Origin of the sequence: Chryseobacterium gilvum (genome assembly GCF_025628965.1) — a bacterium.
Lineage (GTDB): Bacteria > Bacteroidota > Bacteroidia > Flavobacteriales > Weeksellaceae > Chryseobacterium > Chryseobacterium gilvum.
Map to the genome: position 1 here is coordinate 733,677 of NZ_JAOTEN010000002.1, position 23,705 is coordinate 757,381.

The following is a 23,705-nucleotide window of genomic DNA, read 5'->3' on the forward strand; positions in this document are numbered from 1 at the left end:
TCGATGTTTAATATTTAATATAATTAATTGAATTTTATTGATATTTTAAATAATTAAGTTTAATTATGTATTAATTCTTAATTTAGTTTGAATTACAAATCATTAATTATGGATAGAAAATTTACTCCTTTTATAATGGCAGTTTTCTGCTCAGTATTTACGCATGTATATTCTAAAAATGTTTTAGAATTCCACAAAGACTTAAAAATCACCAAATCGGTATATAAAAATCATATACAGCAAGATTCGTTAATTAAAATTCCAGGAAATATAAGCACACCATCTTTTGGATTAAATTCAACAAGAGATATTTCAAAAGACTGGACAAAAGCGCCCAACAGCTATATATTCGATCCTGGCCAGAATAATGAAGGCTTGTATATTCCCGTGAAAAAAGCCTATGCAATGTGGCGGAATTATAAATACCTTGCAACTTCACCAATCCCTTCCGGAAAAGTGAGTGCTGATGTTTTGTGGGAAGACACTCCAGGGCTGATTAAAGCTGAAATAGGATATTCATTGGCAATAGTAGATTCTGGCGAAGATGCCAAAATTAAAGTTCTTGTCAATAAGTCTAAAAAAGGAAATGCAGTCGTTGTTTTTAGAATAAACGGTGAGATTTTCTGGTCATGGCATATTTGGGTCACCGATGATCCTACAAATGGTTCCACATACAAAAGTTTTCCCGGGGTAAAAAGGGAACGTGCAGATGGTACTGTAGAGGCAATTCCTGATGCAGAATGGAAGTGGATGGACAGAAATTTAGGAGCAATATCCAATTCTAATACTGCTGCAGACTGGAATAAAAGTGGAGGTCTCCTGTATCAATGGGGAAGAAAAGATCCTATTCCGCCTTTGGTTTTAAAGGGAAATGATTTTTATGAAGTGTCGGGCTCCATTGGAAGAATAAGACATAGAGGGGCTAAAAACTTTACCAATGCAACCAATTTTGACAATCTTAGAAAATTTGTGCTGCTTTCCAATGCGACATTAGACAATAATATAAAGCTTTCCGTAAAAAACCCACTCAGTCTTATCTATGTTAATAAGGATGATAATTCCGGACCGGCGTATTATAACAACAATACCAGCTTAATGGTTAATTGGTTTGGAAAATCGGCGAGTTTGACGGACAGTAAATTGCCGGAACTCAACCTTTGGTCAGACAATTCCAAAGGCAGAATAGCCGTAGATTATAATAATGATACCAGCAATGCACCTTATAGAGACAAATCGTCTTTTGACCCATGTCCGAATGGCTGGAGAATCCCGTCAATGCTTGTGGCAAATTTAGGATCTGTGAATTATATTGATGATGTAAGAGTAGATTACTCACCTTTTGGAGTGAGAACCAATATCGGAAAAAATACATTTGAAGCTAACGGATATCATATTATTAAACCAAATGATACCGGTGTTCCTGCTTATATGACAGGTTTTAAATTATATCCCAATGTAGGTTTTGATTTATCCAATGTAGGAGGTTTTAATATGGGGATATTTCCAGGAACCGGTCAGTTAGCGCTTAATGCACAGGCAGGCCAATATACAGATCAGCACCATACCGCACTCTGGACGGCAACCATGACACGCTTTTTTGATGCCACACCTGCAGTCGGAGCCAGAATGTTATTTATGCTTCCGGATAAATATCAGGCAGATACGCCGGATCCGGCCAATCCTACTATTAAAGGTAGATATTGGTACATGCCTTTGTCTGCGGCAGCTACATCAGATGCCAACGGTTGCAGATGTTTAAGGGATCCTTTATATGTCGTTAATAATTATGATTTCCCAACACAGTACATAGCTTCTGCCATTCAATATACAGAAGGCATTGATAATCCGAATACTTATCAGGTTGTTAAAAATACCGTTACATCTACCTTAGAAATTCCTGTTACAAAAGCATTTTCTGCACAGAGTCAATTGCTTAATAATCCGGGTATTTTAAATCCTGCAAGTTTTAATAATTTAAAGGCTAATGTACTTTGGACAACTAATACAGGCCTGATTAGTACAATTACCGTGAGCAATTCTTCTCCCGGATCTGTTTCCGGGCTTTCCGCTTCAAAAATTCTGGTCACTTTAAACCCCAATCAAAGTGGAAATGCGGTAGTAACACTGCATAACGGAAGTATTGCCAATCCGGTATATTGGTCATGGCATATTTGGGTAACAGATTCAGCCGTAACCTCGTATACCTATACCACAGAAACTCCCAACGCTGTTGCAACCAATTATGTTAATTATGTTCCTAAAGGAGATGTTTTGAAAACCGAATTTATGGATAGAAATCTTGGGGCTACAGATGCTTTTCCAATTGTTGCAAACCCTTTAACGCCTACTACAGCAGAATATGCCAAAATACGCGCTTCCACAGGATTGCAATATCAATGGGGCAGAAAAGATCCTATTCCATCCTTTCAATATGCGGATACAAGAGCTTCTTACAATATATTTTTAGGAAACACTGCCGCAAACGGAACCGTTACATACACAACACTCATTCCAGGAGATTATAATAATACGGCCGGAAGCTATATTGTTCCTTATGATACGTATGCAGGGGCTTCCAATGCCAATGTGCTCACAACCGATAAACCGGCAGATAAAATATCGAAAATACTTTCATATTCGGTGAAAAATCCTTTGGTTTATATGATTCCAAGCTCATTTGCTGCTTACAATAGTGCCGTTCCCAATTATACTAATGGTACAGACTGGTTGTCAACAGAGCCCAATCTTGCTCCGGAAAGATGGGGAAGAGGCGGAAAAAAATCACCATTTGATCCCTGTCCTGAAGGGTGGAGAATACCGGACCTTACGGGAGTTGCCATTATTACCAACAGAGATTTCGGAATTTCACCATGGTACAAGAAAGATAAGAATGTTGCTACAAGCTACAGTGTAATTACTGATTATCTAGGAGTAAGAGTGAGGAATACCACTACAACCACTATTGGATATACGTATAATGATCCTGCCTATTTCGTAGGAAATTATCCTAATTCAGGTTCCCGTGGTTTTAGAAGCGTTACCGCAAACCAGTCTGCAAGTGGGACATATACGGTTAACAATTTCCAGTATCCGGGAGTCTGGACAGCAGCTTTAACATCAAATTATATAGGGAGACCAATCAATATCCTTTTCGATGCAGCTTCTACTGCAAACCGTATGATTGCATTTCATGACAATAACGATCCTTATTTTGGGATGAACTGCCGCTGTGTGAAAATTAAATACGATCAGAATGGTAAAGAAGAGGGCCCGATTCCTAGGCTTCCTGTCACAGCAGGAGCAGTAGTAAAAGCATCTGATGTTTTCAGTAAAAATCAAATTGCAGAAAAAGTAAAGGAAAACAAGATTATCCTGTTTCCAAATCCTGTAAAAGATATTTTATATATCAAAGCTGATGATGCAAAAGACTATTTTTACCAAGTGTACAATGTTTCCGGACAGCTTGTAAAGACAGGGAAATTTGAAAATACCCATGCAGATGTGTCTACTCTTATTTCGGGCATTTATCTGGTAAGAATCAATAATTCTGAGACTGTTGTAAAGATTATAAAAAATTAATTTCTATAAAAGAATAACATTATAAAAGAGAAATAAATAGTGCTTACGTGAGGGTAAATTCTTATTTTTGATTCTGCAAAATCAATGGGTTTGTCAATAGCTGTAAAAGCAATTTTGTTTCTCTTTTATTATTGAAATACCCGAAACACAAATCAGGTTGGAAAAAATCATACGTTATTTCAATATAAAAAACTGCATCTATTTTTTAATTGCCGCAACGGCTTTGTTTGCGCTCTTTTTCACCTATCGCCATAATGTAAAATCAGACGGCTATATTTTGGGAGACTGGCTTATCAATTATCAGGATGGTGGTTTTAAAAGAAGAGGGCTTTCGGGAAGTTTCTTTTTCCTGCTTCAGGATCTTACGGGGATAAAGCTGAATCTGCTGGTTTATTTCTTTCAGGTCATCATCATCCTGCTGTTTTTCTGGTATTATTTTAAACTGATCAAAAAAAAAGAAACACCCCTTTTGTACCTTTCCCTTTTATTATCTTCTATAGGATTTATTGGGCTTTTCAACTGTGTAGATTACGTTGGAAAAAAAGAATTCCTCGTTTTCTTTCTGTTTTCCTTTTTTGTGTATCATATTAATAATGATTCTTTGACGAAAACAAAAGAATATGGTATTGCTGCAGGGCTTTTCATTGCAATGTTCTTTCATGAGATTACATTATTTTTCACCTCATATTTTATTTTTGCTTTATATCTAAAAACCGGTAAAATTGAGCCTAAAAGGTATTTGAAATATATTGTGGCAGTGTTGATACCTGCAGTTTGTATCTATCTGTTCGGAAAAAATATCAATGAAGGAAACTCTTTGCAGATTCTTCAAGAGCGAGGTGTTATCCTTACCAAAGGAATTTTTTTCTGGAATATTGATGAGCGCCAATATATCAAAGATCATTTTAAAGAATATAGTTTATATATTGCCAGCTTTATTATTTCTGTTCTTCATGTTAGTTTTTATTTAAAATATCAAAACCACAGAACGATAATATCTATTTTATTAATTTTTGCTTTTCTTTTTTCTCTTCCTTTATTTTATCTCGCAATCGACTGGGGAAGATGGATGTACATCCATATGATCTTTATAATAATTCTTTTCGGATTGTTATTAAAGGAAAAAAAACCTCTGTACGAACCAGAGCCAGCGAGGTTTAATGCAAAATTCTGGCTCACAGTAGGAATTATTATGTTGTCATTGACGTACAGGGTAGAAATGTCTGGAAAAGGTTTTACATGGGAAGGTTTTTTTTACAGAGTTTTCATTGCCCCGGTAGAATTACTGAATAAAATGCTCTGATAAAAAATTGATGTAATAAAAAAGCTTTACTTTTGCAAAAATTTTAGAATGTCGAAAAATCTGGTAATCGTCGAGTCTCCGGCAAAAGCAAAAACTATTCAGAAGTATTTAGGGAAGGATTTCGAAGTAAAATCAAGCTTCGGGCACATCCGTGATTTGCCTAAAAAAGGAATGGGGATTGATCTTGCCACCTTCAGCCCGGATTACGAAGTGTCTGCCGACAAGAAAAAACTGGTTACAGAGTTAAAATCTGCCGTAAAGAAAGCCGAAATGGTATGGCTCGCTTCCGATGAAGACCGCGAAGGAGAAGCCATCGCTTGGCATTTGGCAGACGAATTAAAATTAAAACCTGAAAACAGGAAAAGAATCGTTTTCCACGAGATTACCAAAAACGCCATTCTGAAAGCTATTGAAAACCCCAGAGATATTAATCAAAACTTAGTGAATGCACAACAGGCGAGACGAGTTTTAGACAGAATCGTTGGTTTTGAAATGTCACCTGTTCTCTGGAAGAAAGTAAAACCGGGCTTATCTGCAGGAAGAGTACAGTCGGTCGCAGTAAGATTGGTCGTAGAAAGAGAAAAAGAAATTCGCGAGTTTACTCCGAAAGCAAGTTTCAGGCTCGATGCTGTTTTTTTAAACAAATCCGGACAGGAAATCTCTTCCAAACTTAAAAAAGAGTTTGAAAAAGAAGAGGAAGCTGAAAAATTCCTTGAATTGTCAAAAACCACCGAGTTTAAAGTCCTGAATGTAGAGACAAAACCGGGGACACGCTCCGCTTCCGCACCTTTTACCACTTCTACACTGCAGCAGGAAGCGTCATCAAGACTAGGCTACAATGTAACCAATACGATGCGTCTTGCCCAAAGACTGTATGAAGAAGGATTTATTACCTATATGAGAACCGATTCGGTGAATCTTTCTCAGGAAGCGATAGAAGGCGCAAAAAATCAGATCATCTCAGAATACGGGACAGAATATTCTGCGCCCAGAAAATATACCACAAAATCATCATCCGCACAGGAAGCCCACGAAGCGATTCGTCCGACAGATTTTTCGGTGAAGAATATCGGTGATGCGCAACTGAGCAAATTATATCAGTTAATTTACCGAAGAACATTAGCTTCTCAGATGGCAAATGCCAAAATTGAGAAAACCGTGATCGAAATCGGGAACGCAAAGCTTCCACAGCATTTTGAAGCGCAGGGAGAAGTAATTATTTTCGATGGTTTCTTAAAAGCGTACGGAATCGTAAAAACGGAAGATGAAGACGAAGAAAATAACGAAAAACTACTTCCGAAAGTAAAAGTAGGAGAAGTTTTGGACTATAAAAAAATCACGGCGGCAGAAAAATTTACAAAACCCGGAGCAAGATATACAGAAGCCGGCTTGGTAAGAAAGCTGGAAGAACTGGGAATCGGTCGTCCGTCAACCTATGCACCGACCATTCAGACCATCCAGAACCGTGAATATGTAGATAAAAGAGAAATCGAGCCGCAGACCAGAGAGGTGGTAAGGATTTCTTTAGCTAAAGATTCCATTAAAAAAGAAGTTCTCGAAGAAAAATTCGGGGGCGATAAGAATAAATTCAGCCCGACTGATATCGGGGAAGTGGTGAATGATTTCCTGACCGATCATTTCAAGGAAATTTTAGATTACGGCTTCACAGCAAGAGTTGAAGAGAGTTTCGACGAAATTGCAAACGGAGGCCAGAAATGGAAAGAGATGATGACCGATTTCTACTCAAAATTCCATCCGAGAATTGAAGATGTGGAAGAAAATGCAGACCGCGCCAATGGAGAAAGAATTTTAGGTACAGATCCTAAAACCGGGAAGAATGTCATGGCGAGGATCGGAAGGTTCGGGGCGATGATCCAGATCGGGGAAACGGAAGGAGAAGAAAAGCCGATGTTTGCTTCCTTAATGGCAGGACAGAATATTGCCACCATTACTTTAGAAGAAGCATTAGAACTGTTCAAGCTGCCTTTTGAACTGAAAGATTTTGAAGGACAGAGTGTTTCTGTGGGTGTGGGAAGATTCGGGCCTTACGTAAAGTGGGGAGAAACCTACATCAGTATTCCGAAGGGGGAAGATCCGCTTTCCGTAGATCAAAACCGTGCGGAAGAGATTATTAAAGAAAAGAAACAGGCCGATGCGCCGATTGCCACCTACAAAGGGGAACCGATCACAAAAGGAACCGGAAGATTCGGGCCGTTTATCAAATATCAAAGTATTTTCATTAACGTTCCGAAGCGGTATGATTTTGAAAATCTTTCTCAAAGTGACATCAACGAACTGGTAGATGCTAAACTTGAAAAAGAAGCCAACCGTTACATTCAACAATGGGAAAAAGAAAAAATTTCCATTGAAAACGGAAGATGGGGCCCATTCGTCAAATTCGGAAAAGGAATGTTTAAAATTCCAAAGAAAAAAGACGATACCAAATATGAAGCCGACGAGCTGAAAGAAGTCTCTTTGGATGAGGTAAAAAAATGGATCACCGCACAGGATCCCAAAGCGTTTGCTGAAAAGAAAAAACCGGCAGCAAAGAAGCCAGCTGCTAAAAAGGCGACCACTGTGAAGAAAACGGTGGCTAAAAAGCCGGCTGCCAAGAAATAAGAGTTTTAAAACTCAACAATAAACCCCTTTTGAAATTATCAAAAGGGGTTTGTCGTTAATTAGGACAGTGAGTAAGCTCCGTTAAATCTAACGATACTATGTTCATTATTTACTTTTAGGCTTTTTGTGCTTCCATGTTTTTATATTTTTCATCCATTTGATAACTGTATTCATAGGCTCTTCAGAATCTGAAAATGCAGTATTATGACCTAATAAGGGGAATAGCTTATATTCATAGTTTTTACTTTTAAGCTTCAAAGTATTTAGATTCTCAATGGATAAATTTACAGGTACTTGAATGTCTTTGCCTCCAAAAATCCATAGTCCGGGAATTGATAGTTTAGATAGGGTATCAAGAGGATTTGTATCTATAAACTCATATTTATCAGGATCATTCAGTATATGTTTACGTGCATCTTCTTCCGTATGACTATCCCAAAAATTTGTATTTCCATTTGTGTAAAACTGAAACCTGAGTTGTTCTTTCACAGTGATCAATGCGCCACTAAATATAGCCATAAATTTCACTTTTTTGTTTTTGTCTGCTGCCAAAGGAATTATCCATCCAGCTTGGCTCGCCCCAATTAATCCTAATGGTATTTGATTGTTTGATAAATATTCAGATAATGTAGTTACCGCGGCACTCGCATCTAGCGATAAAAGATTGAGATTTGAAAAATCAACATTATTGGTTCCTACTTCAGGTCCTGCATATATACCTCCAGATTCTCCTACACCACGTTTATCATACGTTAAAACAGCAATATTATTTTTAGCGAGTAGGGTAGCAAACTCTGTCATTCTTTTCTCTTGTCCCGATCCATGAACAATGACTACGGCCGCAGAAATAGAATTAGGTATAAAAATAGTTCCGGCAATTAAATCTCCTTCGCTTAGAAATTTTATATTTCTGGTGGTAAAGCTGCGTGGTGTTGCCAGTATGCAATTGATGTTCGCAAAAAGAAATAATAAAAGAAGAAGATTCTTGGAAAATTCTTTTGTACAGGATGTGCGTCCAAAAGCTTTTGATTTGTTTATAGTTTTCATTATTGGTTATTTATAATTAAAAAAAATCTTCAATCGTGTATCATATATTACAGACAAATTGTTGTAAGCAAAATGAACTTTTGAGAAGCATTTAAGAATTGAATCATTTTTAAATTTGTTTTTTCTTTTGTTCAACCAAATATAATCATTTCATCGGCTGTAATTTTTAAATCTGATTCCTAAATCCCTGCATACTCATTTAATTTTAATATTTTTGGGTTTTACTAAGCATATTCTAGAATGAATTTTGAAGATTTTATTATTTCGCCCCGAAATTTCAAGACTGAAAAATGGCAGATCGGAAGCCAGATCCGTAAAGAAATAAAAGAAGACAGCATTGTTCTTTTGTTTGTTTCCGATTATCGGGGAGCCAATGGTGATGCAGAAGTGCAGGATTTTACAGCAATCCGGAAAGAGTTTTACCAGCTCTCGAAGCTGGATTTTGAAGTTCCGCTGGTTGATCTGGGAGATCTGGTTTCCGGAAAATCGGTGGAAGACACTCACTATATTTTGCAGGAAGTTGTATCAGCCTGCCATTATAAAAGAGCGATTCCGGTGATCATTGGCGGGTCAAATGATCTTGCTTTTTCTTTATTTTCAGGATTGAATTTTCATCAGGAGAATATCAATTATACCCAAATCAGCAATATTATTTCGCTAAAGCAGAGTGAAGGGATCAATGAGCATACTTTTTTAAACAAAATTTTAGGCTCAAAAAATTTCTCCATCAAAAATTACCATCATTTAGGCTATCAGAAGCATTTGAATGAAGCAGATTCTGTAAAGCTGATCAAAGAAGTGGAATTTGATATCATCCGTTTGGCAGAAATGATGAATTCTACCGAAAAAACAGAGCCTTTTTTCAGAAAAGCAGATCTGGTAACCGTGAATTGTGATGCGATTGAAAGTTTCAGCGAAGCATTTTCAATGAATCCTCAGGTAAACGGACTGAACCGCCGGGAAATCTGTGCCTATATGAAAGAAATAGGCCTGAGCGAAAACCTGAAATCCGCAGGGATTTTCAACTATAATATATATTCTGAAAACCAGCTGAATCATCAGCTTCTGGCACAAATGATATGGTATCTTATTGAAGGCATCAATATCCAGAAATCTCATCCGAAAGAAAGACATTATGAAACGTTTTATGTATTGATTGATGAGCATCAGTATGCTTTTAAGCGGGATACGTTCAGCAATCTGTGGTATTTCGGAGATGATGACAATATAGAAAATTGCATTCCCTGTTCACGGAAAGATTTTGATGAAGCCAAAAAAGGTTGGCTGAGCCCACGACTCACGAAAAAATAATGTATGAAAAATGTTCCCTCAAAAATTTCTATCATTGTTCCGGTTTATAATGTTGAAAAGCATCTCGCAAAATGTCTGAATTCTTTGGTGAATCAGACGCTTCAGAATTTTGAGATTCTTGTCATTAATGATGGCAGCAGTGATCGTTCTGAAGAAATTATTCAGGATTTTGCCCAAAAGTATCCAAAAAAAATCCGGGCGTTTTTCAAAGAAAATGGCGGACTGAGTGATGCAAGGAATTTTGGAATCGAAAGAGCGACAGGAGATTATCTGGGATTTGTAGACAGTGATGATTACGTGTCAGAAACAATGTTTGAAGAAATGCTGAATCTTGCCCGAAAACATGATGCTGAAATGGTGATTTGCAATATTCAAAAAGTAGATGAGCATGGAAATATTACGCAGAAGCTCACACAAATCCCTAATATGCCGGAAAAAATAACTCTGAGAGAGCATTTTTCGGTTTTTTCAGATTTGAGTTATTTTGCCTGCAATAAATTATTTAAAAAAGAGCTTTTCTCCCAAAAGAGGTTTAAAAAAGGAATTCATTTTGAAGACATACAGCTTATTCCGCAGCTTTTGCTGGAGTGTACCACACTGGCGCAGACTCAAAAGTATCATTATCATTATCTCGAACGTACCGATTCTATTTCTAAAACCCACTCCGAAAAAGGGCTGGATATTCTAAAAGCAGTAGAAGATGTGGAGCATTTTTTTAAGCATTCTCAATATTCTGAAAAACATAAGGAACTGAAAAATTTTCAGATTCTTGAAGGCGTATATACTTTTCTTGCCTATACCGCATTTGTAAAAAATGATGCGATATTTTACAGGATGACAGGAGAATTGAGGGTTTTTATGCAAAAAAGAACAATAAAAATTAAAGATATATTGACTTACAGTCGTTTTGATAAGAATTATATTTTATCTTTGCCACTGAAAAAAAAGATTTTTTATCTGTTGTTTTTGTCCGGCCAGGAGAAAATGATAAAAAAAATAATGTAAAAACACAAATGAAAGTGTATTGTTTTAACAGTGAAAATCTGAAAACAATGATTTATAATCTGCGGAAATCATCTCCAATTTTTATAAATTTACTTTGAAAAGAAAAAAAATGAAGCATTTAGAGTTGTTCTTATTCGAAATCGGAGTTTCTATTTTTTATGTAAAAATAGTTTTAGGTTTCGTGTTTTCTTTCCTGATCACCTATTTTTCAATTCCTACCATTATCAAGATCTCCAAAAGGAAAAACCTTATGGATGAACCCAGCGTACGAAGCTCTCATCTGAGAAGAATTCCTAATCTTGGAGGGATCGCGATGTTTTATTCTATAGGGATCTGTGCTTCAGCTATGGCGTATGAACTTTTTGATATTTATAAATTTTTATTCGCTTCTATGGTGATTCTGCTCTATGTAGGAGTAATGGATGATATTGTGGTGATGAGAGCGTATAAGAAACTCGTAGCTCAGATTATTGTTTCAGGGCTTATTGTAATAGGATCAGACATCAGGATCAGAAATCTTTTCGGGATTTTCGGCATCTATGAAATTCATTATTGGTTAAGTGTCATTTTCAGTATTGTAACTTTTATCATTTTAATTAACGCATTTAATCTAATCGACGGGATTGATGGTTTGGCGGGAGGCTATTCCTTGATCTGCAGCGCATTGTTCGGAATCAGCTATTACAGGTTAGGAGAATATAACTATCCATTGGTAATTCTTTCGGTCATTATTATCGGCACTGTTTTGGCATTTTTATATTATAATTTGTCTAATTACAGGGCAACTAAGATTTTTATGGGTGATACAGGATCTATGCTTCTTGGTTTTTTGCTCGCTTTTACCGGGATCTGTTTTATAGATATTTTTATCGATAAAAAACTTCCGGGAATTCCCAGATATTACCTGCAGTCGGCTCCCGTTATTGCAGTTGCTATTCTTATTCTCCCTATTGTAGACACCCTGAACGTGATCATTGTGAGATTATATCATAAAAAGTCACCCTTTGATGCAGATAAAAACCATATACATCATAAGCTATTAAGGCTGAATCTTACCCACAGACGATCAAGTTTTTATATCATTGGCTATTATCTGATAATTGTAGCGACAGCCTATTATCTAAGACATATTAATGTAAATCTGTTATTACTGATAACCTTGTTTCTGGGTTTTTTTGGCGCTTATATTCCGGATTTCTTTTATAAATTCCAGAACGATAAGCTGAAAAGTAATATAATAAGCAAATCTTAATCTGAAACTCCATTTAATGACGATGAAAAAATTTTATAAGTATTCATTATTTTTAATTTTCCCCTTATTACTGGTCTCATGTATCACAACAAAAGACGTTAAATATATGCAGCCAAACGAAAGCCTTGTCATCAATGAAGAAGGCCTGATTCCTTACAATATTCCTGTATACAGAATTACTAAAAATGATATGCTGACGTTGAATATTGTAACAACACCCAAAGGTGATGCAGCACAGTTTTATTCAACCTTGAATACTTCATCAACCGGGCAAAGCAGTATAAGTATGACCAGTGGGGCCGGAACAGGAACCGGTGGAAATGCGATTATCTATTTCAACGGGTTAAAAGTGGATTCAAAAGGAGATATCAACATTTTTGGAATTGGATTTGTGAAAGCAGAGGGCAGAACAATTGAGGAAATCAGAACTGAAATTCAGGAGAAAGTCAACGAAAACTTTCAGGAAGGAAAGTCTGAGGTCAGATTAGATACAAACGGAATTACATATTATATTTTAGGAGATATTGAAACAACAGGCCTTACTGGTGAAAAGGTAGCGCACAAAAACACCCTTACTTTAACAGAAGCGATTGCCATCAATGGCGGCCTGAACAGAACAATTGACAGGAGAAATATTATCATTCACAGAAAACTCCCTGAAGGAATTAAGGTGGCCAAAATAGACCTTACCCGTGAAGACATTATGAATTCTCCTTATTACTATGTACAAAACGGAGACGAAATTCTTCTGACTACCAGCAGAAGAAGCCTGAACGGATTTGGAAAAGATCCTTTACAGACACTTCTCAGCGGGGTTTCTGTTATTACTACAGCTCTGTCTATCTATCTACTCCTTAAAAACCTTTAATTATGATTCCGGAAAAAGGCACAACTGTAGAAAAAAATGATGTTCAGAAAGATAAATACGGATCTTTTGCATTATTTGATATTGAACATTTTTTAAGAGGGTTACTGAGAAATTGGTATTGGTTTGTTTTTATGTTCGGGTTGGGATATACCATCTCTTGGATCTATGGTAAATATTATGCGCAAAGCATTTATGCATCTAACCTTTCATTGAGCGTGTCAAACAGTACCGCAAGTTACTTTACACCCAATCAGTCCATCAACTTTATTTGGGGGCAAGGTGGGAACCAAGATGGAGTTTATTTAAAGAAAATGCTTTTATCGCGATCACATAATGAGTTTTTGGTAAAAGAATTAGGCCTTTTTGTTAATTATCAGACAAAAGGAATTCTAAAGTCTACCTATCTGGATAAAGACGATTCCCCAGTATTTTTAGAAGTCGACAAAAAGCACCTTCAGCAGGTCAATTATCCCATTACCATTGTGCCTAAAAGAGGAGGCATGTATGAGATTGTTTTACCAAGCGAAGGAGAATCCAGAAATTTATACAGCTATCAGTCCGAAGGGTTTCAGTATATTGATAGATACGCTAAACCTGCTAATAAAGCTATAAAAATAAACGAATGGTTTACGACACCTAATTTAAGATTCAGATTAATTCCCAATCCTAATGCAACCACCATCCGCTTAGAAAATATTATAGTAAATCTGAATACGGTGAATGATGCCGTTAATAGTATTGTTTCCTCAATAGGAGTAGATTTTGATAAAGAAATCAATACCATTATGATCATTACCAAAACAGGGTATAATCTGAATGGGACAGTCAGCTTCCTGAATAAATCGGTCAGCGAATTACAGAAAAAAAGATATGCTGATAAAAATACGGTTGATAAAAATACGGATCTCTATCTGAAAGGCAGCTTAACGGCAATCAGAAAAAAATTAGACTCGAGTGCTGAGGTTTTAAATTATCTTAAAACAACTGAAAAACTTTACGATATTAAAGACCGCGACGAAAAGTCTTTACAAAGAATCAAAGATCTGGAATCAAAAAAAGCGGATTTATTAAGCAAGATGAATTCTCTGAACAGTATCAGGAATACCATTGAAACTCAAAACTTTGATAAGATGATCAGTACCAATGCTGCAGGATTTGAAGACGGACTTTTTTCTGCTTCTGTATCAGAATTAAAAGCCTTATATCTGAAAAGAAGAGAACTTGCATCGATCTATACCCCAAATTCGGAGCCGATGAAAGAGATCAACAGGCTGATAAACGACGCAAAAACAAGTTCCTCAGGATCTCTGCGAAATTATTACACGGTGTACACGACCGAAATCAATAGAATTGATCAGCAGGTGGGTGAGGCAAATTCTGAACTTCTTACTTATCCTGAAAAACAAAGGAAATATCTTGATGCCGAAAGAGGGTACAATATGATTGAAGCGACTTATAACAGTTTACTCTCTAGACAAAACGAAAGTCAGATGAGACTGGCTACCAATCAATCTGATGTTACGGTGATTGACCCGGCAAAAAACCTTGGTCAACCTCCGATTGGGCCCAATGTGAAAGGCACAAAAATGGCAATTATAGGAGGGTTATTATCTCTGCCTTTTCTAATTATTTTAGTAGGCGGATTATTAGACAATAAGATTAGAAATATTAAAGAATTGTTAAGCGCGACCAGAATTCCTTTATTGGGGGTTGTTGGAAGTAACAATAACGAAAATATGCTTACGGTCCTGGATCATCCGAAATCCTCTATCTCAGAATCCTTCCGGGGAATTAGGGCCAATGTGAGATTTTTAGCCAATGAAGATGATAAGAGTAAAGTGATCTTGGTTACTTCTTCCGTTGGAGGAGAAGGTAAAACGTATGTATCTATCAATTTAGCTTCAGTACTTGGATTAGGAGATAAAAAAACCATATTATTGGGGATGGATTTAAGAAAACCGAAGATTTTTGGAGATTTTAAAATTGATAATAAAAACGGGATTTCTAATTATCTTACCGGAGAAGTTTCCATTGACGAAATCATCAATAAAACCACCATTCCGAATCTTGATGTTGCTACTTCAGGTCCTATTCCTCCAAATCCTTCAGAACTTCTGATGAGTGATAAAAACATTCAGTTTATAGAAGCTCTTAAAGAGAGATATGATTTTATTATCATCGATTCACCACCAGTTGGTCTTGTAGCAGACTCTTATGAATTAATGAAGCATTCAGATGCAAATATTTACGTTGTACGACATGAATATACCGAAAAATACATGCTAAAAATGATCACAGAAAAGTATCATGAAGGAGATATAAAACATTTAGGGATTGTTTATAATGATTATGTAACAAAACAAGGTTATGGATACGGATATGGGTACGGATACGGATATGGGTACGGATACGGTTATGGATATTTCGATGAAGATAAGAATTATAAGGAGCCTTTACTTATTAAAATAAGAAATAAAGTAAAATCAATATTAAACAGATAATGCCTGAATACCCTCATTTGATGGGGGTTTTTCATTTAAGAGTATAATAGATTCTGATAAAAAAAGAATATTTTTATTACTTTATCGTTTACTTTATAACAAATTATGTTTTTTTGTTTATTTTTAACTAAACATTAAGATTATCATTAATATAAAAATGTTTTATATTTGCAAAAATTAAAATTTAAAATAACCATAAATCCATATTCTTCTATGAATAAAAAATTATTGTTTAGCTTTCTTGCCCTCTTAGGTACAATGGTAAGTATTAAAGCACAAAGAAATGAATTGGGAATTCGTCTGGGTATGAGTAACCTGGTGGGTGATATTGGTAATACCAATTACATTTTGCAGCAGCCGTTGGATTTAGACAGGGTTTCAGAATGGGGATTTCCGTTTTATGGTGGTTTATTATATAGATTTAATTTTAATCCGCATCAGACGGTAAGATTGGATTTAGGATATAATCAAGTGCAGTTCAGCGATAAGGCTGCAAAAGAAGAATATAGAAGAAACAGGAATTCATTTGGGAAAAATAATATCTACGAAGCAAGTTTAGTTTTCGAATATAATTTTTTTCCTGTAAACAATGAGCAAATGAGCATGCTCAGTCCGTATATTTTTGCGGGTGTGGGAGGTTTGGTATTTGATGCTCCTAAAGTTGAGCTTAATCACGATTACAGAAGAGATGCAGACGGCGTTGCACAGGCACCAATCAATGAGTCTGATTTTGTGACTACACCGGAATATTCTTTAGGAAAGAAAACAGTAGTGCAGATTCCTTTTGGAGTGGGTTTGAAATATAAATTCAACCACGGTTGGGCAATATTTGCAGAGGCAACCTTCAGATATTCTCTTACAGATCAGTTAGATCACAGCAAAGTTTTACCAAAAGATGTCGTATCAAATTATAATGCAGATATTTTAAGCCCTTCCACAGGAGGCTCTCTGCTTCAGACAGGTAATTATTTTATTGTTTCTAAAGAAAGAGAAAAAGAATTTTTAGGAAGAAGAAATGTGGGAGATCTAGAATCCAGAGACTGGATGAATACCTTCAGCTTAGGATTAACGTATTCGTTCGGAAGACCACCGTGTTATTGTGATTAATTTAAATATGTCGTTGATTAAAGATAAAATAGATTCTGAGAATTTACCGAAACATGTCGCCATCATTATGGATGGCAATGGAAGATGGGCAAAATCTCGTGGCGAAGAAAGAACATTTGGTCACAAAAATGCCATTAATGCAGTAAGAAATGCCATTAATGCCTGTAATGAGATTGATATTCCGTATCTCACTCTGTATACGTTTTCTTCAGAAAACTGGAAGCGTCCTACAGATGAGGTCAATACATTAATGAGTCTGCTCACAGAAACTTTACTGCTTGAAGCAGAAGAGATTTTTAGTAAAGGGCTCAGAATGCATGTGATCGGAAACTTAGATAAATTGCCGCTGTTGGTAAAAGACCAATTGCTCAGAGTGGTAGATTTAACCAAAGAAAACACAAAAGGGAATCTTGTTCTTGCCATTAGCTACGGGTCGCAGAATGAGATATTAAACGCCGTAAAAAACATCAGCTCCGATGTAAAAGAGGGCAAAGTAGATATACAAAACATTGATGAAAAACTATTTGAAAATTATTTATATACAAAAGACTTTCCTCCGGTAGATCTCTTGATCAGGACCAGTGGCGAAATCAGAATCAGTAATTTCCTGCTCTGGCAAATCGCATATGCAGAGCTACAGTTTCTCAACGTGTTGTGGCCAGATTTCACAAAAGACATCTTCTTTCAGTGTATTGTAGATTATCAAAACAAAGAAAGACGATATGGCCTTACAGGCGAACAAATTCAAATCCAGTAATTTTAGAAAAGAAAGACTACGATAAAATGAAGTTTAGACTATTACCCATCATTATGTTTGCTGCTTCTGCGCATTTTTATGGACAGGTGACTCCACAAGACAGCACCAAAGTAAATACCAGTATTCTTGCAGACAACCAAACAGGAACTTATACTCTTAAGGACATCGTTGTTGATGGGGTAAAAAAATACACACCGGCTCAGATTCTGAGATTCACGGGGCTTACCAAAGGGGAAGCCGTAGACATCCCCGGACAGAAAATCAGCAATGCCATTAAAAAACTTTGGGATACGCAATCTTTCTCGGAAGTTGAAGTGTACATTCAAAGTGTTGAAGGCCAAACTGTAGTTTTAAAATTCTACCTTCAGGATTTAAAAGAGCTGGGCGAAGTGAAATTTAAAGGAAAAGGAATCGGAAAGTCTAAAAACGAAAAACTCGCTAAAGACAACAATCTGAAACCGGGTACTAAAATTACCCAAAACCTGATTTCCAGCCTTAAAACCAATATTCCTAAAGACTATGTCAAAAAAGGATTTGCAGATGCTAAAATCAGCATAGAAGATAAAGTAAATGCAAATGATCCTAATCTGGTAGATTGGACGATTAATGTAGATAAAGGAAAAAGAGTTAAAATCAGCCATATCGAGTTTGAAGGAAACGAGAATGTTACCGATGCTAAGCTTAGAAAAAAAGCCTTCAAAGAAACAAAACAAAAAAGATTCGGGATCGGAGGGATTTTAAAATCTTCAAAGTTTATTGAAGAAAAATATCAGGAAGATAAACAAAGCCTTGTCAATTATTATAACTCTTTAGGATACAGAGATGCAGCGATTGTATCTGATTCTGTATGGAGAAATAAAAATAATAATTACGAGATCAACGTAAAACTGAAAGAAGGTAAAAAATATTATATAGGAGATATTTCTTTCACCGGAAATACCGTTTATTCTACAGAATACCTTCAGAGAATATTAGGATATAAAACAGGAGATATTTACGATGCAGTAGGCTTCAACAAAAAAGTTGGAGAAGATGGCGGTAAAGAAGACGATTCTGATATCAAGTCGATTTATATGAATAACGGTTACCTGTTTTCCAATGTAACTCCCGTTGAAAAGTCGGTTTCAGGAGATTCTATCAATCTGGAAATCAGAATTAATGAAGGTGAACAGGCAACCTGGAACAGAGTGACATGGGAAGGAAACACAACCACTCATGATCACGTGATTCTCAGGGCTTTAAGAACAAAACCGGGAGAATTATTCAAGAAAACAGAGATCAAGAGAACTTATTTTGATCTTGCAGGGATGTCTTTCTTCGATCCGCAGCAGATTGGTCAGGATATACAGCCCAATCAGCAAGACAATACTGTAGACATTAAATGGAAACTGGTAGAAAAAGGATCTTCACAGGTTCAGTTGCAGGCTGGTTACGGAGGAAACAGCTTTATCGGAACTTTAGGATTAACATTCAATAATTTCTCGTTAAAGAATTTCCTTAGATTTAAAGATTTCAGACCTGTACCACAAGGGGACGGACAAACGCTATCCATTCAGGCACAGGCAGGACAATATTTCCAGAATTACGGGATCTCATTTACAGAACCATGGTTGTTCGGTACAAAACCTACTGCTTTATCGGTGAGTTTAAATACTTCCAGAGTAAATTACAGCTCTGTGAGTGGTCCTGATCAGAGATTGAATATTTTCTCTGCAACAGTAGGTTTAAACAGACTTTTGAGATGGCCGGATGATTATTTCTCCTTATATACGGGGATTCAGTATCAGAAATATAACTTCAGCAATTATCCTTTCGAATTCGGAGATTCTACAGAATATTACGGAAATGCGAATAATTTAAGTCTCAACTTAGGACTAAGTAGAAATTCAGCGGGGATAGATCCTATTTTCCCGACAATGGGTTCAAATATAGAATTGTCAGCAAAACTGACGCCTCCATATTCACTGTTTAGTAATAAGGATTATTCTACAATGACCCCTACAGATAAGTACAAATGGATGGAATTCTATAAAATCAAATTTAAAGCAGATGTTTATAATGAGATTGCAGGAAAACTGGTATTAAGATCTTCCGCGGAGATGGGATTCATGGACGGGTACAACAAAGAATTGGGTGCACCGCCATTTGAAAGGTTTTATGTAGGCGGAACCGGCCTTTTCGGAGGAAGATATGACGGTAGAGAGCTTATTCCTTTAAGAGGATACGAAAATGCGTCTACTTACGGCGGAACATCAGAAGATATTACGCAAAGAGGTGGAGGTACTATTTACAACAGATTTACGTTAGAGTTAAGATACCCGATTTCAATGAGCCAGACTGCTAAAATTTATGCATTGACTTTTGCAGAAGGCGGAAACGTTTGGAACTCTTGGAGCACCTATAATCCTTTCCAGCTGAAAAGATCTGTAGGAGTCGGGGTAAGAGTATATATGGGAGCTTTCGGTTTGATAGGATTTGATTTTGCATACGGATTTGATAAAACAATTACGGGAACAGAGCCTTCAGGATGGAAAACCCACTTCTTAATGAATCAATCTTTATAACAATATGAAGAATTTTAAAATACTTTTCACCTGTATAGTAATCCTTTTTTTTGGCTTTACCAATGCGCAGAAAATAGGCGTAGTAGATACCCAATATATTTTGGATAAAATGCCTCAGTATAAGGAAGCGGAGGCAAGATTGAACGCTCAGATCGATACATGGCAGAACGAGCTGCAAAGTTTGCAGTCAGAATTTGATAAAAAAAGGTCTGCTTTTGAAAACGAAAAAGTATTACTGGTAGGAGATCAGCTGAAGTTGAGAGAAAAAGAAGTGATGGATCTTGAAAAAAATATTAAAACGACTACCAGTTTAAGATTCGGGACCACCGGAGAGATCAGTCAATTGAGAGCCAATCTGGTGCAGCCTTTTCAGGATCAGATCTGGAATGCCATCAAAACAATGGCAGAAAAGAATGTATTAAGCATCGTTCTGGACAAGACCAGCAACAATGTACTTTTTCTTCAGAAAAGAGCCGATTATTCAGATAAAGTATTGGATATTTTACTGAAAGGAACAACAGAAAAAGAGAAAAAAACAAATAAAAAATAGTAAAATCAACTTTAGGAGTTAACTTTTACTTAAATTTGAAATCTAAAAAAAACAAAATTAATTATTTATTACCCGTTATGAAAAAATTAAGTGTATTATTTGCAGCAGTGATGATGGTTGTGTCTGTAGGTATGGCAAAAGCTCAAAAGATTGCTACGTTGGATGTTGTAGGAGTTCTTAATGCAATGCCGGAAAAGAAAAAAGCAGATACAGATTTGAAAACTTTTGCTGATACCAAACAAGCTGAAATAAAAAAGAAAGCTGACGCAGGACAGGCTAAACTAAAGCAGTATTCTGAAGAAGCACCTAAAAAAACAGCTGAAGAAAACAAAGCAAGAGAAGGAGAATTACAGAAAGTTCAGGAAGAGATCCAGCAAATGCAGGAGAAAGCTCAAAAAGATTTCTTGGCAAAACAAGATCTTGCCTATGAGCCGATCGAGAAAAAACTGAATGATGCTGTTTCTAAAGTAGCTAAAGCAAACGGATATGATTATATCATGGATGCAAACTCTACTTCATTGGTTTACAAAGCAGGTCCGGATGCGACTGCAGCTGTAAAAAAAGAATTAGGAATCAATTAAGAAATTAACAAAGATTTATAAACTTTACCGTCTCTTTTAGGGGCGGTTTTTTTATTTTTGCGCTATGGAAAAAGAAGTTTCAACGACGGTAAAAGTAAGATTCAGCGATTGTGACCCGATAGGACATTTAAATAATGTGAAATATCTGGATTATATGTTCAATGCAAGGGAAGATCATGTAGAAACCTTCTATGGCTTTACTTACGAAGAGTATACCAAAAAAACCGGCTGCACATGGATCGCCATTCAGAACGAAATTGCTTACCTTAAAGAAGTGCGCTATAATACACAAGTGGTAATCAGCAGTAAAACAATCGAAATTCAGGACAGAACCGCAAAAGTTGAAATTTTAATGAAAAGTCTTGATGAAAAAACAGTCCATGCGGTTTTATGGGTCACCATCATTTACTTTAATGTTAAGACCAGAAAATCTGAAGTGCATCCGGAAGATATCAAAGGAGTTTTTCATAACTTTTATGTAGATTTAGACCAGAAGGATTTTCAGTCGAGAGTCAAATTTTTAAGATCACAAAACGCAAAAAATTCATAATGAAGAAAATATTGGTCATAGGAAGCAACGGGCAGTTGGGAAATTGTATCAGAAAAATAGCGCCGGATTTTGGGCTGGACTATGAGTTTATCTTTACAGATTCAGAAACATTAGATATCACAAATCAAAATCAGGTCAATGATTTCTTTGCGGAAAATAAGCCAAAATACTGTATCAACGCTTCCGCTTATACGGCGGTTGATCTTGCGGAGCAGGAAAAAGATAAAGCATTTGCTGTAAATGCAGGAGGGGTTGCCCATCTTGCAGAAGCATGTAAAGAGCACAAAACGCTCCTCATTCACATTTCGACCGATTACGTTTTTGATGGAGATACCAATTTAGATTATTCGGAAGATGATTTTACCAATCCTGTCGGAGTATATGGCCAGTCAAAAAGGAAAGGGGAAGAGCTGGCTTTGGAAATCAGTCCTAAAATAATCATTATAAGAACATCGTGGCTGTACTCAGAATTCAATAAAAATTTTGTGAAAACCATGTTGAATTTATTTTCGCAAAAAGAAGAACTGGGAATTGTGGGAGACCAGTTTGGGCAGCCTACCAATGCCAATGATTTGGCGGAAGCAATCATGGATATCATAGAAAATCCCGACAAGACTTTTGGAATTTTTCATTTTTCAAATTATCCTGAAACAACTTGGTTTGAATTTGCAAAAAAAATTGCAGAATTTTCAAAATCTTCTATAAAACTAAATGCTTTAACGACCGAGCAGTATCCGACTCCGGCAAAAAGGCCTAAAAGAAGTACAATGTGTCTCGATAAAATTGAAGAAATATATCACATTGAACCCAAACACTGGGAAAACAGTTTGGAAGAATGTATCATCACGCTTCAAAATAATCAAAAGTCATGAAGAACTTAGGAATTGTAATGATACTTTTTTGTGCTCACCTTTTTAATGCACAAAACGTGTATTTAACAAAAGTTGAAAAAACAAATAATAACACCGATAAATTTCTTTATAAAATAGATAAGGAAGTTAAAGATGCAGAGTATTTGGGAGAAGTAGAAGTGCAGGGCTTTTCAAATGATGACGCAGCGGTATTTTCCTTATTATATAAAAAAGCAAAAGAAATAGGAGCCAACACATTTACTTTAAAAAATTTCGAAAATATTGACGGAAGTTCACAAGAATTCAACCCTTCAAATTATAAACTTGCCTTATTTTATCTGCCTAAAGAAAAACTGGAAAATCAGAATGGACAGATTTATCTATTTGCATCTTCAGAAAAAAAGCAAAAAATAAGCATCAATAAAAAGGATTTTGAATTTTTACCGCGGTCATTTACAATAATCAAAAGTATTCCGGGAGAGCTTTATACTATTTCTACCAAAAAACTTTTAGGCTCAACCATTAAATTGCAGCCCAAATCTGATCAGATCAATCAGTATTTTGAAATTTCTGCTACCAAAATTAAACCTGATGAATCCGGAGTAGGAGGATTAAATTTAAAAAGTGGCGACATTGTTGGCTTGGAAAAATCGTACGGGGAATTTTTAAGCACTATATACAAAGAAATAAAGCAGGATAATTAATCCTGCTTTTATAATAATAGCTTTCATGGCGTTAACTTCTTAAGTTTTTACCATTTTTCTAAAAATCAATTTTTTCCGGGAGCTTTTTCCCGCTTTCCACTGTATCTTTTTTGCGGGGGATCTCCGCTTCGCTTCGTCCCCCGCAAAAAAGGATGCCGTTTCTATCGGGGCTAGGAAGGAACTTTTATAGGTGATTAGCCCAATCAATTACGTATTTATTATAGTCAATTACTCGTCCGTCAATAGTTTTGGCTTTCATAGCTTCATAAGATTAGCGCATAATATTATATATACTTCATATATATACTTCTAAACAAAAATCATTATTTATTTTTTAACATTCCGACTCTTGTTCAGTACAGTATTCAACTAAATTAAAACATCAGTTTAAATTTTGTATCAGTTATTCAGGGACTTATGTTTGATTATGAATTAAAGATGAATTTAATGTTACATAAATTTGGATTGTAAAGGGATAAGGTGCTACTTTTGCCGCACTGAAAAACTGATAAGTTTAGAGTAGCGAAGGAGAGGCCTTTCGGGGTGGTAAGGATTA

The 23,705-nt window shown here is 36.1% G+C and carries 17 protein-coding genes; 16 read left to right on the forward strand and 1 reads right to left on the reverse strand.

The genetic code is table 11. The features are described 5' to 3' along the window. Positions 1 to 108: 108 nt before the first annotated feature. From N0B16_RS10165 to topA, 3 genes are all read left to right on the forward strand, one after another. Positions 109 to 3,579, forward strand: coding sequence for a T9SS type A sorting domain-containing protein (locus tag N0B16_RS10165; protein ID WP_262990749.1), 3,471 nt, complete (start codon positions 109 to 111; stop codon positions 3,577 to 3,579). A 157-nt stretch (positions 3,580 to 3,736) separates the two neighbouring features. After that, positions 3,737 to 4,882: a hypothetical protein gene (locus tag N0B16_RS10170; RefSeq protein ID WP_262990750.1), complete on the forward strand. Its 1,146-nt coding sequence runs from the start codon at positions 3,737 to 3,739 to the stop codon at positions 4,880 to 4,882. A gap of 48 nt (positions 4,883 to 4,930) precedes the next feature. Further along, on the forward strand, positions 4,931 to 7,501 hold the full coding sequence (gene topA / locus N0B16_RS10175; protein WP_262990751.1) for a type I DNA topoisomerase: 2,571 nt from the start codon (positions 4,931 to 4,933) through the stop codon (positions 7,499 to 7,501). Positions 7,502 to 7,606: 105 nt separating this feature from the next. On the opposite strand, the gene N0B16_RS10180 is transcribed toward topA, so the two are convergent. Further along, on the reverse strand, positions 7,607 to 8,548 hold the full coding sequence (locus N0B16_RS10180) for an alpha/beta hydrolase family protein (protein WP_262990752.1): 942 nt from the start codon (positions 8,546 to 8,548) through the stop codon (positions 7,607 to 7,609). Between the two features lie 240 nt (positions 8,549 to 8,788). Between N0B16_RS10180 and N0B16_RS10185 the strand changes: the two genes are divergently transcribed. The 13 genes from N0B16_RS10185 (at position 8,789) to N0B16_RS10245 (ending at position 23,149) form a co-directional block, all read left to right on the forward strand. Continuing rightward, positions 8,789 to 9,859 (forward strand): formimidoylglutamase, encoded by a 1,071-nt coding sequence (locus tag N0B16_RS10185; protein ID WP_262990753.1) that lies wholly within the window; start codon positions 8,789 to 8,791, stop codon positions 9,857 to 9,859. 3 nt (positions 9,860 to 9,862) lie between these two features. Further along, positions 9,863 to 10,864 (forward strand): glycosyltransferase family 2 protein, encoded by a 1,002-nt coding sequence (locus tag N0B16_RS10190; protein ID WP_262990756.1) that lies wholly within the window; start codon positions 9,863 to 9,865, stop codon positions 10,862 to 10,864. Between the two features lie 109 nt (positions 10,865 to 10,973). Beyond that, entirely contained in the window at positions 10,974 to 12,116 is a 1,143-nt protein-coding gene (locus N0B16_RS10195; protein WP_262990757.1) for a glycosyltransferase family 4 protein, read from the forward strand. Between the two features lie 22 nt (positions 12,117 to 12,138). Next, entirely contained in the window at positions 12,139 to 12,984 is an 846-nt protein-coding gene (locus N0B16_RS10200; RefSeq protein ID WP_262990759.1) for a polysaccharide biosynthesis/export family protein, read from the forward strand. A gap of 2 nt (positions 12,985 to 12,986) precedes the next feature. Continuing rightward, entirely contained in the window at positions 12,987 to 15,485 is a 2,499-nt protein-coding gene (locus N0B16_RS10205; RefSeq protein WP_262990760.1) for an exopolysaccharide transport family protein, read from the forward strand. A gap of 213 nt (positions 15,486 to 15,698) precedes the next feature. Further along, positions 15,699 to 16,592 carry a type IX secretion system protein PorG gene (porG, locus tag N0B16_RS10210; protein WP_262990761.1) on the forward strand — a complete coding sequence of 298 codons (894 nt, stop codon included), beginning with the start codon at positions 15,699 to 15,701 and terminating at the stop codon, positions 16,590 to 16,592. A gap of 7 nt (positions 16,593 to 16,599) precedes the next feature. Further along, positions 16,600 to 17,349, forward strand: a complete 750-nt coding sequence (gene uppS / locus N0B16_RS10215) for a polyprenyl diphosphate synthase (RefSeq protein ID WP_262990762.1) — start codon at positions 16,600 to 16,602, stop codon at positions 17,347 to 17,349. 26 nt (positions 17,350 to 17,375) lie between these two features. Beyond that, the gene (bamA, locus tag N0B16_RS10220) at positions 17,376 to 19,913 is read left to right on the forward strand and encodes an outer membrane protein assembly factor BamA (RefSeq protein WP_262990763.1); all 2,538 of its coding nucleotides are present in this window, start codon (positions 17,376 to 17,378) and stop codon (positions 19,911 to 19,913) included. A 4-nt stretch (positions 19,914 to 19,917) separates the two neighbouring features. Beyond that, positions 19,918 to 20,463, forward strand: coding sequence for an OmpH/Skp family outer membrane protein (locus N0B16_RS10225; protein ID WP_262990764.1), 546 nt, complete (start codon positions 19,918 to 19,920; stop codon positions 20,461 to 20,463). 77 nt (positions 20,464 to 20,540) lie between these two features. Continuing rightward, the gene (locus N0B16_RS10230; RefSeq protein WP_262990766.1) at positions 20,541 to 21,044 is read left to right on the forward strand and encodes an OmpH/Skp family outer membrane protein; all 504 of its coding nucleotides are present in this window, start codon (positions 20,541 to 20,543) and stop codon (positions 21,042 to 21,044) included. Between the two features lie 64 nt (positions 21,045 to 21,108). After that, positions 21,109 to 21,594 (forward strand): acyl-CoA thioesterase, encoded by a 486-nt coding sequence (locus N0B16_RS10235; protein WP_262990767.1) that lies wholly within the window; start codon positions 21,109 to 21,111, stop codon positions 21,592 to 21,594. Next, complete coding sequence (rfbD, locus tag N0B16_RS10240; RefSeq protein WP_262990768.1) at positions 21,594 to 22,466, forward strand: dTDP-4-dehydrorhamnose reductase; 873 nt, start codon at positions 21,594 to 21,596, stop codon at positions 22,464 to 22,466. Before N0B16_RS10235 ends, rfbD begins: the two co-directional genes overlap by 1 nt. Next, positions 22,463 to 23,149, forward strand: coding sequence for a hypothetical protein (locus N0B16_RS10245; RefSeq protein ID WP_262990769.1), 687 nt, complete (start codon positions 22,463 to 22,465; stop codon positions 23,147 to 23,149). Before rfbD ends, N0B16_RS10245 begins: the two co-directional genes overlap by 4 nt. Positions 23,150 to 23,705: the final 556 nt, after the last annotated feature.

What these genes read in the sequence shown, in the direction of transcription:
- N0B16_RS10205 (WP_262990760.1), top strand. Translation starts at nt 12,987, where the DNA reads ATGATTCCGGAAAAAGGCACAACTGTAGAAAAAAATGATGTTCAGAAA.
- bamA (WP_262990763.1), top strand. Translation starts at nt 17,376, where the DNA reads ATGAAGTTTAGACTATTACCCATCATTATGTTTGCTGCTTCTGCGCAT.
- topA (WP_262990751.1), top strand. Translation starts at nt 4,931, where the DNA reads ATGTCGAAAAATCTGGTAATCGTCGAGTCTCCGGCAAAAGCAAAAACT.
- N0B16_RS10180 (WP_262990752.1), bottom strand. Translation starts at nt 8,548, where the DNA reads ATGAAAACTATAAACAAATCAAAAGCTTTTGGACGCACATCCTGTACA.
- N0B16_RS10165 (WP_262990749.1), top strand. Translation starts at nt 109, where the DNA reads ATGGATAGAAAATTTACTCCTTTTATAATGGCAGTTTTCTGCTCAGTA.
- N0B16_RS10225 (WP_262990764.1), top strand. Translation starts at nt 19,918, where the DNA reads ATGAAGAATTTTAAAATACTTTTCACCTGTATAGTAATCCTTTTTTTT.
- N0B16_RS10245 (WP_262990769.1), top strand. Translation starts at nt 22,463, where the DNA reads ATGAAGAACTTAGGAATTGTAATGATACTTTTTTGTGCTCACCTTTTT.
- N0B16_RS10185 (WP_262990753.1), top strand. Translation starts at nt 8,789, where the DNA reads ATGAATTTTGAAGATTTTATTATTTCGCCCCGAAATTTCAAGACTGAA.
- N0B16_RS10200 (WP_262990759.1), top strand. Translation starts at nt 12,139, where the DNA reads ATGAAAAAATTTTATAAGTATTCATTATTTTTAATTTTCCCCTTATTA.
- N0B16_RS10190 (WP_262990756.1), top strand. Translation starts at nt 9,863, where the DNA reads ATGAAAAATGTTCCCTCAAAAATTTCTATCATTGTTCCGGTTTATAAT.
- uppS (WP_262990762.1), top strand. Translation starts at nt 16,600, where the DNA reads ATGTCGTTGATTAAAGATAAAATAGATTCTGAGAATTTACCGAAACAT.
- N0B16_RS10230 (WP_262990766.1), top strand. Translation starts at nt 20,541, where the DNA reads ATGAAAAAATTAAGTGTATTATTTGCAGCAGTGATGATGGTTGTGTCT.
- rfbD (WP_262990768.1), top strand. Translation starts at nt 21,594, where the DNA reads ATGAAGAAAATATTGGTCATAGGAAGCAACGGGCAGTTGGGAAATTGT.
- N0B16_RS10235 (WP_262990767.1), top strand. Translation starts at nt 21,109, where the DNA reads ATGGAAAAAGAAGTTTCAACGACGGTAAAAGTAAGATTCAGCGATTGT.
- N0B16_RS10195 (WP_262990757.1), top strand. Translation starts at nt 10,974, where the DNA reads ATGAAGCATTTAGAGTTGTTCTTATTCGAAATCGGAGTTTCTATTTTT.
- porG (WP_262990761.1), top strand. Translation starts at nt 15,699, where the DNA reads ATGAATAAAAAATTATTGTTTAGCTTTCTTGCCCTCTTAGGTACAATG.